This is a genomic window from Pseudomonas sp. GW822-FHT02E03, from assembly GCF_058802325.1.
Map to the genome: position 1 here is coordinate 17,490 of NZ_JBXAOA010000040.1, position 17,957 is coordinate 35,446.

Below are 17,957 nucleotides of genomic sequence, written 5' to 3' on the forward strand. Positions count from 1 at the left end.
CTACAGTGGCGCACAAGACACTCACCGGGAATTTTCCGCCAAATGCAGCCCACCCCTGGATTGGTCGCGATTCTGGCCTATGACGGCCTATGCACTTTCGAATTCGGTATTGCCGTGGAGATCTTCGGCCTGGCGCGACCGGAGTTCGATTTCCCTTGGTATGAGCATCGCATCGTCGCCGTCGACCAAGGGCCGATGCGTGCCATGGGCGGCATTCAGGTGCTGGCCGACGGCGGGATGGAACTGCTGGAAGAGGCGCGGACTATCATCATCCCCGGCTGGCGCGACCGCAGCGCGGCGGTGCCTGAACCCTTGCTCGCCGCCCTGCGCCAGGCCCATGCCCGGGGCGCGCGATTGCTGTCGATCTGTTCCGGGGTATTCGTACTGGCGGCCACCGGTTTGCTTGACGGTCACGGCGCCACGACGCATTGGCGCTACACCGCTGAACTGGCCGAGCGTTTTCCGGACATACAGGTGGACCCGGACGTGCTCTATGTCGATTCGGGCCAGTTGATCACCTCGGCCGGCAGCGCCGCCGGCATTGATGCCTGCCTGCACCTGGTCGCGCGGGATTTCGGCACTCAGGTGGCCAACTCGGTGGCGCGGCGCTTGGTGATGTCGCCGCAACGCACCGGCGGTCAGGCGCAGTTCATTCCGTCACCGGTCAGCCCCACGCCACGCAGCGATCTGTCGCGGGTCATGCAGTGGGCGCGGGAGCGTCTGCACGAACCGCTGGAAGTTCGCGACCTGGCCAGCGAAGCGGCCATGAGTGAGCGCACGTTCCTGCGACGGTTCACCGAAGCCAGCGGCCTGCCGCCCAAGGCCTGGTTGCAACATGAGCGCCTGGCCCGGGCCCGCGAATTGTTGGAGAGCACCCGCCAGAGCACCGAGCAGATTGCCCAGCACTGTGGTTATCGTTCGGTGGAGAGTTTCCGGGTGGCGTTTCGCAGCGTGGTCGGCGTGCCGCCGTCGGTGTATCGGGAGCGGTTTGGGCGTGAGGTAAAGGCGATTTTTTGAGGTGTTTTTGAGGTGTTTTTGAGGGCCTCTTCGCGAGCAAGCCCGCTCCCACATTTGGTCTGCGTCATGCACAAATGTTGTGCTCAATAGAGATTCAGTGTGGGAGCGGACTTGCTCGCGAAGGCGCCAGCCCAACCACCGAAACCCTCAAGGCTTGCGCAACAGATAAGTATCCATAATCCACCCATGCGCCAGCCGCGCCGCCTTACGCACCCGTTCAATCTCATCCGCGACATCCTTGAGCTTGCCGCTGATCAGGATTTCATCCGGCGTCCCCAGGTAAGCCCCCCAGTAAATCTCCGTCTCCTGATCGGCCACCTGATGGTAGGCATCTTGCGCATCCAGCATCACCACCAGGCTATCGGCGTCACTCACCTGCCCCGCCGCCAACCGCCGGCCGGTGGTGATTTCAATCGAACGCCCGATGCGATTCAGCGGCACCTTATGTTGCGCCGCCAACGCCTGCACGCTGGTGATCCCGGGGATGACTTCGAACTCGAACACACACCGGCCTGACGCCAGAATCGCCTGCAGGATCCGGATGGTACTGTCGTACAACGCAGGATCACCCCACACCAGAAAACCGCCGCACTGGTCGTCAGTCATTTCCTCGTTGATCAGCCGCTCGAAGGTCTGCTGCTTGGCGCGGTTCAGATCTTCGACGCTGGCCTTGTAGTCCACATCCCCGCGCTCCCGCTCAGGGCTATGGGCTTCAACGAAGCGGTAGTCGTGATCGGTGATGTAGCGCTCACAGAGCTCGCGGCGCAGGTCGATCAGTTTGTCTTTGCTCTGGCCCTTGTCCATGAGGAAAAACACATCGACGCGGTTCAGTGCCTTCACCGCCTGCATCGTGATGTAGTCGGGGTTGCCGGCGCCGACACCGATGACCAGAAGTTTTTTCATCAATGTGTTCCCTCAGGGTCCGTGCCCATCAAGCGTAGTCGCCAGCGACCGTTGAACCGCAATTCGATGGCCGACAACGGTTCGACGTCGATCTGGTTGAACGCCGCGCCCTGCAGCACCTGCATCAGTGCGGCGCGGATGACAAAAGGATGGGTGATGGCGACGATATGCCCCGGCGTCGCCTCAAGGCTATTCAACCACGCAGCCACCCGCTCACCGAGTTGCGCCACCGATTCTCCACCGTGGGATGCCGAGGTCGGGTCATTGAGCCAGGCCTGGAGCATCTCGGGTTCGGAGGTTTGCAGGTCGTCGATCGACGCGCCTTTCCAGCGTCCGAAATCGCAATCTGCCAGTGCCGCGACAATCTCCACATCGTCGCCAAACAGCTCAGCGGTTTGGCGGGTCCGCAGTTCCGGACCACAGAGCAAACGGGGGGTGCCCTTGAACTGGCGGCAACGCGACCCCTTCGCCGATTGCCAATCCATTTCCAACGGCTCATTTGTAGGAAAACGCGCCAATTTTTGTGCGACGGTTCGAGCGTGGCACATCAGGGTCAAGCGGGTCGCCTGCACGGAAGATCACTCTGTCGATAGGATGGAAAACGGCACGACGCCGCGAACAATCGCGTCATTGTGCCGCAAGAAGCGCGCACTCTGAACGCATTCCTCGACAGCTCCTACAGTCTCCAATTTCCCTCAAAAAATGGCGATATCTCACACATCCATGAGCGATGTCCTACAAACTCAGTCGACATCCGCGTAGCCCCCGGCGCACGGGGTTTCGCCCGATTCCGGGGCTTGGAAAATCCTCGAAAAAATTCGCTAGACATGTAGCACACGTTACACAAATACTGTTTTAGCAATTTATGAAACGAAACCGACACACCCATCCAGCAGGAGCCCGGATGCCCTCTCTCAGAGACCTGATCACCGATCCCGGCCTGGAACTTACGCCGTCGGAACGCAAAGTCATACGTGCCTTGCTGGATCAGTACCCGCGTAACGGGCTGGGCCCGATGTCACGTCTGGCCGAACATGCCGGTGTCAGCGATCCGACCATCGTGCGGCTGGTAAAGAAGCTTGGTTTCAGCGGTTATGCTGACTTTCAGGAAGCCTTGCTCAGCGACATGGATGACCGCTTGCGCTCTCCCAGTACCCTGTTGCAACCCCGCGCCCATCTCAATAAAGATGACCCTTGGGGTCATTATCTGGCGAACAGCCATCGGACATTGGTCGAGACCCAGGCGCTGACCCAACCCGAAGATGTACGAATTCTCATCGAATGGCTGCTCGACACCCGCCATCAGATCCATTGCTTTGGCGGGCGCTTCAGCAGCTTCCTCGCCAACTATTTGCTCAACCATCTGCGCCTGCTGCGGCCCGGCTGTTTTGCCCTGGAAGACAACGCGCAATTGCCGGACCGGCTGTTCGACGTGCAGCGTCAGGACGTGGTGCTGGTGTTCGATTATCGCCGCTACCAGTCCCAGGCTCTGCGGGTCGCCAATGCCGCGAAGAGCCGACATGCGCGGGTCGTGCTGTTCACCGACATCTACGCGTCACCGCTACGAGAAATGGCCGACCTGATCATCAGTGCCCCGGTGGAATCGGCGTCGGCCTTCGACTCGATGGTTCCGGCGCTGGCTCAGGTTGAAGCACTGGTTGCCTGCCTGTCACTGCGCAGCCCCGATCTGGCCGATCGCCTGGAAGGCATCGATGCCCTGCGCAACGACTTCGACACTCATCTGCTGGAGGATAAATAAGGATGTTCACGCTCCCCCACCACTCGCCCCGGGATTTGCCGTTTGCCACCGACCACACCGCGCTGTTGCTGGTGGACATGCAGCGTGCCTGGCTCGAGCCGCAGTTCGACGCGCACCTCAACGGGCCCGATGCCGAATACTTTCTGACCCGCGCCCACATGCAAGTGGTGCCCAATCAACGCCGGTTGCTCAGTGCTTTTCGTAATGCACGACAAAACGTGCTGCACACGCTCATCGAAAGCCTCACCGCCGATGGTCGCGATCGTTCGCTGGACCACAAACTCTCGGACATGCACCTGCCCAAGGGCAGCCCGCAAGCGCGAATCATCGATGACCTGACGCCGATCGAAAATGAAATCGTGCTGCCCAAGACCTCTTCCGGGGTCTTCAATTCCACCAACATCGATTACGTGCTGCGCAATCTTGAAACCCGACACCTGATCATCGCCGGCATCGTCACCGACCAGTGCGTCGACATGGCCGTGCGCGATGCCGCCGACCGCGGTTACCTGGTGACGCTGGTCGAAGATGCCTGTGCCACTTACACCGAACAACGGCATTACGCCTGCCTGAATGCCATCAAGGGCTACTGCTGGATCACCGACACCCGGACCGTACTCGGCCGGTTGCAGGAGATGCAGCCATGAGCGAACGCCTGTCGCCATTACCCATGACCACCATCGTCACCACCGACCTGATCGGCGTGACGCGCGGCCGTTCCTTTCCCACCGACGAACTCGAGGCCTATCGAGTGGCGGGCTGCGGCTGGGTGCCGGCCAACAGCGCCCTGACCCCGCAAGACATCATTGCCTCCAGCAATCCATGGGGCGCTTATGGCGACTTGCGGCTGATCCCCGACTTGAGCAGCCGTGTGACCGTCAACAACGGCCCGGACGCCAATGCCCCGGCGCTGGACTTCATTCACGGCGATATTCGCGAAACCGATGGCCGCCCGTGGGGCGCTTGCCCGCGCACGCTGTTGCGCAACGAGGTGGAGCGTTATCGCAGCGAATTGGGACTGCAGATCAACGCCGCGTTCGAACATGAATTCAACCTCGGCAGCGGCGCGGCTGAGCATCTGGCGTTCTCTCTTGAGGCGCAGCGCCAGGGCGCCGAGTTCGGCGGCTGGTTGCTCAGTGCACTGCGTGCCGGCGGTGTGGAGCCAGAGATGTTCCTGCCGGAATACGGCAAGCACCAATACGAAATCACCTGCCGCCCGGCCCTCGGCGTCGCCGCCGCCGACCGCGCGGTGAACCTGCGAGAGATCACCCGTGAGATCGCCCGGCAAATGGGCCTGGACTTGAGTTTCGCGCCCAAGACCTCCGAGCAGGCGGTGTGCAATGGCGTGCATTTGCACCTGAGCCTGCAGGATCTGACCGGCCACCCGGTGATGTACGACGCCGGCACCAGCAACGGCCTGTCGACCCTCGGCCAGCATTGGGCCGCCGGCGTTCTGCATTATTTGCCGGCGCTCTGCGCCTTTACCGCGCCGACACCGGTTTCCTATGAACGCTTGCAGCCTCATCACTGGAGCGCTTCCTACGCCTGCCTTGGCCAACGCAACCGCGAAGCGGCGCTGCGGATTTGCCCGACCGTGAGCCTGGGCGGCAAAGCCGTGGCGGCGCAGTACAACCTGGAATTTCGCGCCATGGACGCCACCGCCTCGCCGCATCTGGCCATGGCCGCGTTGCTGATCGCCGGGCGCCTGGGCATCGAGCAGCGCCTGGCCCTGAACGCGATCACTGATGAAGTCCCCGACTCGCTGAACGAAGAGCAACGCCAGGCGCGCGGCATCGTCGCCCTGCCCGCGTCCCTGTCCCAGGCCCTGAAATGCCTGCGCAACAGCGAGGCGCTGATCGAAGCCCTGCCGAGCGCCTTGCTGGACACCTGGTTCGCCCTTAAAACCGAGGAACTGAGGCTGACGGAACAGCTCTCGCCCGCCGAACTTTGTGAGCACTATGCGCGCCTGTACTGAATCCGCCGAACTGGGCCTCTATACCCAGCCCGCGTATACCCTGAGCCGGGAAGCCTCCCAGCACCCGCTGATTCTGGTCTGTGAACATGCCAGTCGTTTTATCCCGGCCGGGCTGAATGATCTGGGCTTGAGCCACGAGGCCGCTCACGAACACATCGCCTGGGACATCGGCGCCCTGGCGCTGGCCGAGGGATTGTCCCAAACACTGGGCGCCACCCTGTTGGCGGCCAATTATTCACGGCTGTTGGTCGACCTCAACCGCCCACGCCATGCCGCGGACAGCATTCCTTTGCAGAGCGAAATTTATCAGGTGCCGGGTAATCGGGATCTGGACGAGGCCACACGTGAATACCGCCGGCACTGCCTGTTCACGCCGTTTCATGCACGCTTGCAAACCTTGATCGACGCCCGTGTGGCGCAAGGTCGGCCGGTTCGCGTGGTGGGGATTCACAGTTTCACGCCGATATATCACGGTCAGCCACGCGTGCTGGAAGTCGGTGTGTTGTATGGACAGGCCGAGGAGTACGCCCAGCGAGTGATCGACGGGTTGAGTCGGCATCCCTTGAAAGTCGCCGGCAATCAGCCTTACAAAGTCGATCCGCTGGGCGACATGACCGTGCCGGTTCACGGCGATGCGCGAGGGCTTGAGTCGGTGTTGATCGAGGTGCGCAACGATCTGCTGCGCACACCCGAAAACATCGGTCGCTGGACCGACTATCTGGCGCCACTGCTGTAGAGCAATAGCTTCAAACTCGCAGCGTGCAGCTGCTTTCAAGTCAAGGAGAAGGGCTTCATGGAAATAGAAGAATTCGGCTACAAGCAAGAGTTGAAACGTAGCCTGTCGCTGACGGACCTGGTGGTGTACGGGATGATCTTCATGATCCCCATCGCCCCGTTCGGCGTCTATGGTTACGTCAACGCCGAAGCCCCGGGGATGGTGCCGCTGGCCTACATCATCGGCATGGTGGCGATGCTGTTCACCGCCCTCAGTTACGGCAGCATGGCCCGGGCCTTTCCGATTGCGGGCTCCGTGTATTCCTACGCACAACGCGGCCTCAACCCGCATGTCGGGTTTATCGCCGGTTGGCTGATGCTGCTCGATTATTTGCTGATTCCACCGCTGCTCTACGTCTACGCGGCGATGGCGCTGAATCATTTGTACCCGGATATCCCGAAAGTCGGCTTCATCCTGGCCTTTCTGGTCAGCGCCACCTTCGTCAACCTGAGGGGCATTACCTTCACCGCGCGGATGAACATCGTCTTTCTACTGGCGCAACTGGTGGTGCTGGGGATCTTCCTGTTCTACGCCTGGAATGCCCTGCACAGCGGCGGCGGTAATGGTCAACTGACCCTGGCGCCGCTGTACAACCCCGAGACCTTCAACTTCGCCCTGCTGATGCAAGCGGTGTCGATTGCCGTGCTGTCGTTCCTCGGTTTCGATGCGATTTCCACCCTCGCCGAAGAGATCAAGGGTGACCCTGGCCGCAGCGTCGGCAAAGCTGCGCTGATCACATTGCTGGTGATGGGCGTGATCTTCGTCGTGCAGACCTGGATTGCCACGGATCTGGCCGCCGGCCTGGGCTTCAAGAGCGCCGACACTGCGTTCTATGAAATTGCCGAAATCGCCGCCGGCAGCTGGCTGGCAACCTTGACCGCCGTGGCCACCGCCCTGGCTTGGGGCGTAGCCGTCGCGATCACCTCGCAAGCGGCGGTTTCGCGCCTGCTGTTCGGCATGGCCCGGGACGGTAAACTGCCGAAAGTGCTGGCCAAGGTGCATCCGAAACACAACACGCCGTACTTGAGCATCTATCTGGTGGCGGTGCTGTCGCTGGTGATCTGCTACCTGTTCATCAACTCTGTGGACACCCTCACCTCCCTGGTGAACTTCGGCGCCCTGAGCGGCTTCATGTTGCTGCACCTGACCGTCATCAACTATTACTGGCGTCGGCAGAAGTCCGGCCAGGTGATCCGTCACCTGATCTGCCCGGTAATCGGCTTCATCATCGTCGCGGCCATCATGTACAACATGGGCGTCGATGCACAGAAACTCGGCCTGATATGGATTGCCTTGGGGCTGGTCTATCTATTCTTCCTCAACAAACTGGGTGCCAGCACAGCACTGCCCGACCCAAGCAATGGCTGACAAGAAAAAGGGCAGCGTCTGACATGAATTCAGGCGACTGCCGATTTCAAGCGTGGAAACCGACAGTGATAGTCAGGTTCGGTGCAAATCGCCGAACCCTTTGATACAGGAGTACATCCATGCTGGTCTTACGCCCGGTGGAGTTAACCGACCTGCCCCAGTTGCAGCAACTGGCGCGCGACAGTCTGGTGGGGGTCACGTCCTTGCCGGACGACACCGAACGCCTGCGCGAGAAGATTCTCGCCTCCTGCGCTTCGTTCGAGAAAGACGTCCAGGGTCATGGCCCGGAGAACTATTTCTTCGTGCTGGAAAATCTGACGACCCGTCGTCTGGCGGGTTGCTCGGAAATCCTCGCCACCGCAGGATTCAACGAGCCGTTCTACAGTTTGCGCAACCGCCATTTCACCAGCGCCTCACGGGAGCTGAACATTGAGCACGGGGTGCCGGCACTGTCGTTGTGCCACGACCTCAGTGGCCATACGTTGCTGCGCGGTTTCCATATCGACGCGGCACTGGAACGCACGCGGTTTTCCGAATTACTGTCCCGGGCGCGACTGCTGTTCATCGCCGCACACACGGCGCGCTTTGCCGAAGCGGTGATCACCGAAATCGTTGGCTACAGCGACGAACAGGGACAGTCACCCTTTTGGGATGCGCTGGGCAAACATTTTTTCGACCTGCCTTACGTCGAGGCCGAGCGACTTTGCGGTCTGCAGAGCCGGACGTTTCTCGCCGAACTGATGCCGCAATACCCGATTTACGTGCCGATGCTGCCGCCGGCGGCACAGGCCTGTATCGGCCGGATTCATCCTGACGGTCAAGAGGCCTTCGACATTCTTGAACGCGAAGGCTTCGAGACCAACAGCTACATAGACCTGTTCGACGCTGGCCCGACGCTGTACGCACGCACCTCGAACATTCGCTCCATCGCCCAGAGCCAGATCGGCACGGTGCATCCTGACTCAGCCACCGATGCGCGCGGCAGTTCCCTGGTGAGCAACTATCTGGTGAGCAACGATTCGTTGAAGGACTACCGCGCAATTGTTGCCGAGCTGGACTACCACGCCGGGCAACCCGTGGCCTTGAGCGCCGAGATGTGCGCAGCCCTGAATGTGACCGACGCCAGCGCTATCCGGTTGATCGCCCTGTGAGCCGCCACCGGCCCCGAGCCCAACGACAGCGCCCGTACATGCGCGAAGAAGGAGCTGCATCATGATTATCCGCCCGGTTCAAGTCACCGACCTGCCCGCCTTGCTTGATCTGGTGCAACGGGCCGGCCCCGGGTTCACCACCCTGCCGGCCAGTGAAGAGCGCCTGACCCACCGTGTACGCTGGGCCCAGCGCACCTTTGCCGAACAGGTCGAGCGTGCGGACGCCGATTACCTGTTCGTGCTTGAGGACGACGATCAACAAGTGGTCGGCGTCAGTGCCCTGGTGGGGGCTGTTGGCCTGCGGGAGCCCTGGTACAACTACCGGGTGGGGCTCACGGTCAGCTCCTCGCCGGACCTGGGTATTGCGCGCCAGCTCCCTACGTTATTCCTGAACAACGAAATGACCGGCCAATCGGAAATCTGTTCGCTGTTTCTGCGACACGATCAACGTCATGGCAATAATGGTCGACTGCTGTCGCTGGGGCGCCTGCTGTTCGTTGCCGAGTTCCCCCATCTGTTCGGCGACAAGCTTATCGCCGAACTGCGCGGCAGTGCCGACGAACAAGGCTGCTCACCGTTCTGGGACAGCCTGGGTCGGCACTTTTTCAAGATGGATTTCAGCCATGCCGATCACTTGTCGGGGCTTGGCAGCAAAGCATTCATCGCCGAACTGATGCCGCGCCAGCCGCTCTACACCTGCCTGCTCACCGAACAGGCGCAGGCGGTGATCGGCAAGCCACACCCGAACACCGAACCTGCACTGAAGATCCTCACCGCCGAGGGGTTTTCCCATAAGGGGTACATCGACATCTTCGACGCCGGCCCGGTAATCGAAGCCCCAGTGTCGAAAATCCGCACGGTGCGTGACAGTCAACGCTTGGAGCTGGCCATCGGCACGCTCGACGACCAGGCGCCAATATGGCTGATCCACAACCGCCGCCTGGAAAACTGCCGCATCACCACTGCCCAGGCGCGGCTGGTCGGCAACAGCCTGATCGTCGACCGACTCACTGCCAAACGCCTGCAACTGCAACCCGGCAACTCGGTGCGTGCCGTGCCGCTGCGCAACCGACAGCAGCAGGCGGTGGCGGCGTGATCGTGTAGCCGCTGGCGAAGCCTGCGTTCGGCTGCGTAGCAGTCGTAAACTTTCCAACTCAGTCTTTGAGACTGATCGCCGACTCGATCTGGGCGAGCGCTTCGCACTCGAACGCAGCCTTCGGCAGCTGCTACAAGGTATCGCGGCGAGGCCAGGATCGTGTCAATCCGGATGATATGCACTCTGCAGGAGCTGCCGCAGGCTGCGATCTTTTGATCTTGCATCCCCTGGCCGGCAAATTCGTCATCATTCTTTACCCTTCCCCGTGATAGCCTTTTGTTCCTTCGGCGTTGACACTTTTGCTCAAGCCCTTCCATTCCTTTGTATTGGTGGAACTCATATGCCCAGGCTGTCTCATCAAGATTTGCGCCGTAATTTCCGCCAACTGTTCGCTTCCAACGCCTGCTATCACACCGCGTCGGTCTTCGACCCCATGTCGGCACGCATTGCCGCTGATCTGGGTTTTGAAGTGGGGATCCTCGGTGGTTCGGTCGCGTCGTTGCAGGTGCTGGGCGCCCCCGACTTTGCCTTGATCACCCTGAGCGAGTTCGCCGAGCAGGCCACCCGCATCGGCCGCGTGGCCCAATTGCCGGTGATCGCCGACGCCGACCACGGCTATGGCAATGCGCTCAACGTCATGCGCACCATCGTCGAACTCGAACGCGCCGGCGTGGCCGCGCTGACCATTGAAGACACCCTGTTGCCGGCGCAATTCGGCCGCAAGTCCACTGACCTGATCACGGTTGCCGAAGGTGTCGGCAAGATTCGCGCGGCGCTCGAAGCCCGGGTCGACTCGGAAATGGCGATCATTGCGCGGACCAATGCCGGGATCCTGCCGGTTCAGGAGATCATCAGCCGCACCAAGCAATACCAACAGGCCGGGGCGGACGGGATTTGCATGGTGGGCGTGCGGGACTTCGACCACCTCGAACAAATCGCCGAGCACCTGAGCGTACCGCTGATGCTAGTCACCTATGGCAACCCGTTGCTGCGCGACGACAATCGCCTGGCCGAACTGGGTGTGCGCGTCACCATCGACGGGCATGGTGCGTACTTCGCGGCGATCAAGGCCACTTACGACAGCCTGCGCGAACAGCGGCAGATCTTCACCCAGGCATCGGACTTGAGCGCGACTGAACTGACGCATACGTACACGCAGCCTGAGGAATACATCGTTTGGGCGAAGGAATATATGAGCGTCAAGGAGTGAGGGTTCAGCTGAAATGATGGTGTGACATCTGGCCCCTTCGCGAGCAAGCCCGCTCCCACACTGGATTTTCTGTGGACACATTATTTGTGCACGCCCGCAATCAAATGTGGGAGCGGGCTTGCTCGCGAAGGCGGCATATCAGTCGACATCATCATTGACTGACACACCGCCTTCGCCAACTCCCCCCTCACAACAGAACCTGCCCCACATCAAGGAATGATCTGGCCGATTACTTCTTGGTCAATTCCATAATCATCCGCGACAGCAGATAAATCCTCGGCGCCACGCTCTCGACCTCGGCGTATTCCTCTGGCGTATGAATATTCCCGCCGACAATCCCGAACCCATCCAGCGTCGGCGTACCCACCCCGGCCGAGAGGCTGGCATCCGCCGCCCCGCCGCTACCTTCTTCCGTCAGCTTGCGGCCAATTTCGCCGTAAATCCCCTGGGCCATGGCCATCAAGCGATCCGACTCCGCCGTTTGCGGCATCGGTGGCAAGCCGCGTTTAAGGGTAGTGGTGACTTCAGTCTCGGGAATCAGCTTGTCCTTGGAGACTCGTGCCAGGTCTTTTTCGATCCGATCGAACTCTTCCGGCACCGCTGCCCGCACGTCAGCCTTGGCGGTGGCCTGATCCGGAATCACGTTGGTGCGATCGCCAGCATTGAGCACGGTAAAGTTGATGGTGGTTTTCTTCTGCGCATCCCCCAGTTTGCCGAGTTGCAGGATCTGGTGCGCCGCTTCCATGGCCGCGTTACGCCCCAGTTCCGGCGCAACGCCAGCGTGAGAGGCCTTGCCCTTGACCTCGACCACGGCGGTGGCGCTGCCTTTGCGCCATACCACCAAACCATCCGCCGGGCGGCCCGGTTCGAGGTTGAGTGTTACGTCGTGGGCCTTGGCGGTTTTCTTGATCAGATTGGTGGCGACGTCCGAGCCGGTTTCTTCGCTGGCGTCGAGCAGGAAGGTGATCTGCGCATAATCCTTGAAATCCAGGTTTTTCAGGACCTTCAGTGCATAGATCCCGGCGACGATGCCGCCCTTGTCGTCCATCACGCCCGGCCCGTAGGCGCGGCCGTCCTTGATGTGGAACGGGCGCGCGGCGGCGGAGCCTTCCTTGAACACGGTGTCCATGTGCGCCATCAGCAGGATTTTCGCCGTGCCGGTGCCTTTGAGCGTGGCCAGCACATGGTTGCTCTTGTCCGGAGTGTTGGGCACGAGTTCGATAGTGGCACCGAGTTTCTTCAACTCTTCGATGGCGATGTCGCTCACCTGGGTCAGGCCCGGCTCGTAACCGGAGCCGGAGTCAATGTTCACCAACCGTTCCAGCAGTTTCAGGGCTTCACCTTTGTACTGTTCGGCATCGGCGAGGACTTGTTTATGGGGTTCGGCGAAGGCTGTAGGGGTGAAGGCGCCAAGGGCGAGGGTCAGGCCAAGGCTGGTGGCCAGGAGGGAGCGAGAGCGTTTGAACGTCATGAATCGATCCTTGTTTCGTGTCGGAGTGTTGAGACACTACCTGACTGAGCCACAACGCTCTACACCGAATGCGACACACACAAACCTGAGTGACCACACATGCCTGTGGGAGCGGGCTTGCTCGCGAAAGCGGTGTATCAGGCAACGATGATGCCGACTGACACGCCGTCTTCGCGAGCAAGCCCGCTCCCACAAGGGATTTGGGGTGTTCGGTCAGACCGAATCGAACAACGCCTTATGCGGCTTGCCATCACTGTGGCAAATGACGCGGTTGCGGCCGGTGCTCTTGGCTTCGTAGAGCGCCTGGTCGGCGTCGTTGAGCCATAGGGTCGCGTCGTCGTGGGCCGGGTTGAAGGCTGCCAGGCCGATGCTCAAACTGACCTTCAGCGCCGGGTTTTGCTCATACCCCAATGTGGCGAAACGATCACGCAGCGCATCCATCGCCACGGCCGCGCGGTCCAGCGGCAGGTCCGGCAGCAGCACACAGAATTCGTCGCCGCCATAACGCCCGGCGACATCCGCTGCGCGCAGGTTCTGCTTTAGCATCTTGCTCAGCTGACGCAGGACGATGTCCCCGGCGACATGGCCGTAGGTATCGTTGATGGTTTTGAAATGGTCGATGTCGATCAGCGCAATCGCCCCGCCCTGCTGCTGGCGTTGGCAACGCTGAAACTCGATTTCCAGCTGATCTTTCCAGGCACCGTGATTCAGCAGGCCAGTCAGGCTGTCGGTGCGGCTCAGGGCCAGCAGTTCGCGCTTGTGCCGGCCGAGGGTGTCGGCCTGACGGAAGCAGATCCAGCCCAGGGACAGCGGATAAATCGACAGCAAAGGCAGGCAGGCGTACAGCTGAAACGGACTGGTTAGCGGGACAAAAGCCGGCATGAACACCAGCAGCCCGAGGCCTATCCCAAGCACCTGCGCGACGGCGCCCACCAAGAGAAAACGCACACCGCCGATGGCCACGTTGTGCATCGCCATCATCGAAAGGGTCGCCGCGCTGGGCAGCGGATTGAACTGCATGGCGGCCACCCAGAAACCGCCGAGAAACGCGTCCACCAGGATATTGCGGTGTTCGGCACGAAAAGGAACTTCCGCCCGGCGCGCCCATTGATAGGCCACATGCGGCCAGAGCAGCCCGTTGAACAGCATTACCCCCCAGACCCATGGCGCCGGGTCGAGTGGGTACACCCCTGCGCCAACGCACAATAATCCAAGGGCCAGCCCCAGGATTCGCGACCCATAAAGCCTCCTGGCCAGTGAAAGTCCCTTTCCTCCCTTTTTTTCCATAGAGGCCTCTGTACTGCTGAACGGAGCCTGACAACACACGGGTTGAAAGTGTGTTTGAAGTCTATCAGGGCAACGGCAAATAGCCATCACCGGTTGGCGGTCTGAATAGCATCACCTCCCATGAGCTGAATACCCAATGTTTGGTCTATACATGAAGGGAGGGATCGATAACAACGATAAAGAGGAGGCCTTTGTAGCAACTTGCCGAAGCCTGCGTTCGGCTGCGAAGCAGTCGTCAAAACCTGAACTCGCGATGCAACGGGCAAACCGCATCAGCCGGATTCACGACTGCTTCGCAGCCGAACGCAGGCTTCGCCAGCTGCGACAAAGAGTGTGTCGCGGCGCAATTGGATTTCAGTTAACACACATCGATCCGAGCGCTCAAACCCGCCGACCTCACTGCAAAGGAATAGCCTGATGCTTTTGTTGGTTGTCACTATCGCCGTCTTCGTGGCCTGGAGCTGGTTGAGCTATCCGGCCATCGGTTACTGGCTCTATGACTTGAACATGGCGCTGGAGGCCCGGCTGTACCGGTTGCACAAGATCGTCGTGCCAATCCCCGAAATGACCGTTTCGACCTGGCAAGGCGGCCCTTATGAAGCCGCCAGCAGTGTGCTGATGCTGCACGGCTACAGCGCCGACAAGAACATCTGGCTGCGCTTCGCCCGACATTTTGTCGACGACTACCGGGTGATTATTCCTGACCTCGCGGGGCACGGCGAAACCGGCTTCAAGGCCGGTGGGGGCTATGACATTCCAGTCCAGGCCAAACGATTGATCCAGTTGCTCGATATCTGCGGGGTCGAAAAGGTACACGTGATCGGCAACTCCATGGGCGGCTACATCGCGGCGTGGCTGGCGGCCAACTACCCGGAACGCATTATCTCGCTGGCACTGCTCGACCCGGCCGGCGTCACCGCCCCGGAGCCCAGCGACATGGAGCGACACCTGGCCCGCGGCCACAACCCGTTTTTGATTCATTCCCGGGAGGAATTCCAGTATTTCTACGCCATGACCATGGTCTCGCCGCCATGGGTGCCGGGGATCGTGCTGGACGCTGTCGCTCAGCGCTATGAACAGCAGCGCGACGAGCTGGAAGAAATCTTCAGGGACTTCCACGCCAGCCCGCCGATGGAGCCAAAACTGCCCGACATCAAATGCCCGGCGCTGCTGCTGTGGGGGCGCAAGGACCGCTTGATCGACGTCAGCAGCGTACCGGTCTGGAGCAAGGGCATCGCCGATCTGCAAGTGGAAATCTGGGACGGTGTCGGCCATATGCCGATGGTTGAGCAACCCGCCAAGACAGCGCGGCTGTATCGGGAGTTTTTGGGAAGGAAAACCTGATGAGATCCCTTGTGACAAAGGGGGCAAGCCCCTTTGCTCTGGGTGGTGAACGATGAACATTCTTTACGACGAACGCATCGACGGTGCTCTACCGAATGTCGACAAGGCTGCGTTACTCAAGGCCTTGCAGCAGGAGGTGCCGGACCTGGACATTCTCTGGCGCGAAGAAGAACTCAAACCCTACGAATGCGACGGCCTCTCGGCCTATCGCACCACGCCGATGCTGGTCGCCCTGCCCCGGCAGCTGGAACAGGTGCAAGCGCTGCTCAAGCTCTGTCATGCCCGCAACGTGCCGGTGGTGGCGCGCGGGGCCGGCACCGGGTTGTCCGGCGGTGCTCTGCCGTTGGACAAAGGTGTGCTGCTGGTGATGGTGCGGTTCAACAACATTCTGCACATCGACCCTGCTGCCCGCACCGCACGAGTCCAGCCGGGAGTGCGTAACCTGGCGATTTCCCAGGCGGCGGCGCCCTTCGGTTTGTATTACGCGCCGGACCCGTCCTCGCAAATCGCCTGCTCCATCGGCGGCAACGTCGCAGAAAACGCCGGTGGCGTGCATTGCCTCAAATACGGCCTGACCGTACACAACCTGCTGAAACTCGAGGTGCTGACCCTTGAAGGCGAACACCTGACCCTCGGCGCCGACTCGCTGGACGCGCCGGGCTTCGACTTGCTGGCCCTGTTCACCGGCTCCGAAGGCTTGCTGGGGATCATCACCGAAGTCACGGTCAAACTGCTGCCCAAACCCCAAGTCGCCAAAGTCCTGCTGGCGAGTTTCGATTCTGTGGAAAAGGCCGGTCGCACGGTGGCCGAGATCATCGCGGCCGGGATCATCCCCGGTGGCCTGGAGATGATGGACAACCTGGCGATCCGCGCTGCCGAAGACTTCATTCATGCTGGTTACCCGGTGGACGCCGAGGCAATCCTGCTGTGCGAACTGGACGGCGTCGAAGCCGATGTCCATGACGATTGCGAGCGGGTCCGCGAGGTGCTGCAACAGGCCGGTGCCAGCGACGTGCGCCAGGCTCGGGACGAAGCCGAACGTGTGCGGTTCTGGGCCGGACGCAAAAACGCCTTCCCGGCGATCGGCCGTCTCTCGCCGGATTACTACTGCATGGACGGCACCATCCCCCGCCGCGAACTGCCCGGTGTGCTCAAGGGCATCGCCAGCCTGGCGCAAGAATACGGCTTGCGAGTGGCCAATGTTTTCCACGCCGGCGACGGCAATATGCACCCGCTGATCCTGTTCGACGCCAACCAGCCCGGTGAACTGGAGCGGGCCGAAGCCCTCGGCGGCAAGATCCTCGAACTCTGCGTGAAAGTAGGCGGCAGCATCACCGGCGAGCATGGCGTCGGCCGGGAGAAAATCAATCAGATGTGCGCGCAGTTCAACAGTGATGAATTGACCCTGTTTCACGCCGTCAAAGCCGCGTTCGACCCAAAGGGCCTGCTCAACCCCGGCAAGAACATCCCGACCCTGCACCGCTGCGCGGAATTCGGCGCGATGCACATCCACGCCGGGCAACTGCCCTTCCCTGAGTTGGAGCGTTTCTGATGCCGGACTTCGATGCCAGTGGAGCCCTGCTGGAGCAGGTCAAACAGGCGCGGGAGAACGCCACGCCGCTGCGCATTCAGGGCGGTAACACCAAGGCGTTTCTCGGCCGTGAAGTGGCCGGAGAAATACTCGACACCCGCGCCCATCGCGGCATCGTCAGCTACGACCCGACGGAGCTGGTGATCAGCGTTCGCGCCGGCACGCCGCTCAGCGAACTGTTTGCCGCACTGGATGCAAAGGGGCAAATGCTGCCCTGCGAGCCGCCATCGTTCGGCGAAGGCGCCACTGTCGGCGGGATGATCGCGGCGGGGCTGTCTGGACCTCGGCGCCCGTGGTCCGGTTCGGTGCGCGATTTTGTCCTCGGTACGCGGGTGATCAGCGGCCTCGGCACCCACCTGCGCTTCGGCGGCGAAGTGATGAAAAACGTTGCCGGCTACGACCTCTCGCGCCTGATGGTCGGCAGTTATGGCTGCCTCGGGGTGCTGACCGAAGTCTCGCTCAAAGTGCTGCCCAAACCCCGGCAATGCTTGAGCATCAGCCTGGACATCGACTGCGCCCGCGCCTTGGAAAATCTGGCGCAATGGGGCCAGCAACCGCTGCCCATCAGCGCCGCCTGCCACGACGGTCAGCGTCTGTATCTGCGGCTCGAAGGCGGCGAAGGTTCGGTCACGGCCGCCCATCAACGGCTCGGCGGCGAACCATTGGACTCCGATTATTGGGCCGACCTGAACGAACAACGACTAGACTTTTTCAATGAGGGCCTGCCGCTGTGGCGCTTGTCATTGCCCAATAACCTGGGGCCTCTGGACTTGCCCGGTGAGCAACTGATCGACTGGGGCGGCGCACAACGCTGGTTGAAGTCCGGCGCCGACAACATTCAGTCGCGAGCCCTTGAACTCGGCGGCCACGCCACCTGTTTCAGCCACGGCGTCAGCGAAACGCCGTTCCAGCCGCTGGCCCCTGCACTGCTGCGCTATCACCGGCAACTCAAGGCGCAACTGGATCCGCAAGGGCTGTTCAACCCTGGGCGGATGTACGCGGAACTCTAG

Annotated in this window: 16 protein-coding genes; 12 read left to right on the forward strand and 4 right to left on the reverse strand. The window is 61.1% G+C overall.

Annotation, left to right across the window (positions count from 1 at the left end):
- The first annotated feature begins 42 nt into the window (after positions 1–42).
- Positions 43–1,017: a transcriptional regulator FtrA gene (ftrA, locus tag AC1RQB_RS22760; RefSeq protein ID WP_063340289.1), complete on the forward strand. Its 975-nt coding sequence runs from the start codon at positions 43–45 to the stop codon at positions 1,015–1,017.
- Positions 1,018–1,164: 147 nt separating this feature from the next.
- Here the strand turns inward: ftrA and cobF are convergent, their stop codons facing one another.
- Both cobF and AC1RQB_RS22770 read right to left on the reverse strand, forming a co-directional pair.
- Positions 1,165–1,920, reverse strand: coding sequence for a precorrin-6A synthase (deacetylating) (gene cobF / locus AC1RQB_RS22765; protein ID WP_063340290.1), 756 nt, complete (start codon positions 1,918–1,920; stop codon positions 1,165–1,167).
- Positions 1,920–2,492 carry a histidine phosphatase family protein gene (locus tag AC1RQB_RS22770; protein WP_063340291.1) on the reverse strand — a complete coding sequence of 191 codons (573 nt, stop codon included), beginning with the start codon at positions 2,490–2,492 and terminating at the stop codon, positions 1,920–1,922. The genes cobF and AC1RQB_RS22770 overlap by 1 nt, the downstream gene beginning before the upstream one ends.
- Before the next feature lie 332 nt (positions 2,493–2,824).
- On the opposite strand from AC1RQB_RS22770, the gene AC1RQB_RS22775 reads away from it, so the two are divergent.
- From AC1RQB_RS22775 to AC1RQB_RS22810, 8 genes are all read left to right on the forward strand, one after another.
- Entirely contained in the window at positions 2,825–3,679 is an 855-nt protein-coding gene (locus tag AC1RQB_RS22775; protein ID WP_063340292.1) for a MurR/RpiR family transcriptional regulator, read from the forward strand.
- A gap of 2 nt (positions 3,680–3,681) precedes the next feature.
- On the forward strand, positions 3,682–4,326 hold the full coding sequence (locus AC1RQB_RS22780) for a cysteine hydrolase family protein (protein WP_008073253.1): 645 nt from the start codon (positions 3,682–3,684) through the stop codon (positions 4,324–4,326).
- Entirely contained in the window at positions 4,323–5,654 is a 1,332-nt protein-coding gene (locus AC1RQB_RS22785) for a glutamine synthetase family protein (protein ID WP_063340293.1), read from the forward strand. Before AC1RQB_RS22780 ends, AC1RQB_RS22785 begins: the two co-directional genes overlap by 4 nt.
- A complete protein-coding gene (locus tag AC1RQB_RS22790; protein ID WP_063340294.1) occupies positions 5,638–6,390 on the forward strand; it encodes an N-formylglutamate amidohydrolase in 753 nt (250 codons plus the stop codon). Before AC1RQB_RS22785 ends, AC1RQB_RS22790 begins: the two co-directional genes overlap by 17 nt.
- Positions 6,391–6,447: 57 nt before the next feature.
- Entirely contained in the window at positions 6,448–7,797 is a 1,350-nt protein-coding gene (locus AC1RQB_RS22795) for an APC family permease (protein ID WP_063340295.1), read from the forward strand.
- Between the two features lie 119 nt (positions 7,798–7,916).
- Complete coding sequence (locus tag AC1RQB_RS22800) at positions 7,917–8,948, forward strand: arginine N-succinyltransferase (RefSeq protein ID WP_063340296.1); 1,032 nt, start codon at positions 7,917–7,919, stop codon at positions 8,946–8,948.
- A gap of 61 nt (positions 8,949–9,009) precedes the next feature.
- Entirely contained in the window at positions 9,010–10,044 is a 1,035-nt protein-coding gene (gene astA, locus AC1RQB_RS22805) for an arginine N-succinyltransferase (protein WP_063340297.1), read from the forward strand.
- 340 nt (positions 10,045–10,384) lie between these two features.
- Positions 10,385–11,254: an isocitrate lyase/PEP mutase family protein gene (locus tag AC1RQB_RS22810; RefSeq protein WP_008073259.1), complete on the forward strand. Its 870-nt coding sequence runs from the start codon at positions 10,385–10,387 to the stop codon at positions 11,252–11,254.
- A gap of 229 nt (positions 11,255–11,483) precedes the next feature.
- Here the strand turns inward: AC1RQB_RS22810 and AC1RQB_RS22815 are convergent, their stop codons facing one another.
- A complete protein-coding gene (locus AC1RQB_RS22815) occupies positions 11,484–12,725 on the reverse strand; it encodes a M20/M25/M40 family metallo-hydrolase (RefSeq protein ID WP_063340298.1) in 1,242 nt (413 codons plus the stop codon).
- A gap of 213 nt (positions 12,726–12,938) precedes the next feature.
- Positions 12,939–14,012: a diguanylate cyclase gene (locus AC1RQB_RS22820; RefSeq protein WP_063340299.1), complete on the reverse strand. Its 1,074-nt coding sequence runs from the start codon at positions 14,010–14,012 to the stop codon at positions 12,939–12,941.
- 417 nt (positions 14,013–14,429) lie between these two features.
- On the opposite strand from AC1RQB_RS22820, the gene AC1RQB_RS22825 reads away from it, so the two are divergent.
- The 3 genes from AC1RQB_RS22825 to glcE are packed head-to-tail and all read left to right on the forward strand — an operon-like array spanning position 14,430 to position 17,957.
- On the forward strand, positions 14,430–15,356 hold the full coding sequence (locus tag AC1RQB_RS22825) for an alpha/beta fold hydrolase (RefSeq protein WP_008073262.1): 927 nt from the start codon (positions 14,430–14,432) through the stop codon (positions 15,354–15,356).
- Positions 15,357–15,408: 52 nt separating this feature from the next.
- Positions 15,409–16,908: a glycolate oxidase subunit GlcD gene (glcD, locus tag AC1RQB_RS22830; protein WP_063340300.1), complete on the forward strand. Its 1,500-nt coding sequence runs from the start codon at positions 15,409–15,411 to the stop codon at positions 16,906–16,908.
- The gene (gene glcE / locus AC1RQB_RS22835) at positions 16,908–17,957 is read left to right on the forward strand and encodes a glycolate oxidase subunit GlcE (RefSeq protein ID WP_063340301.1); all 1,050 of its coding nucleotides are present in this window, start codon (positions 16,908–16,910) and stop codon (positions 17,955–17,957) included. Before glcD ends, glcE begins: the two co-directional genes overlap by 1 nt.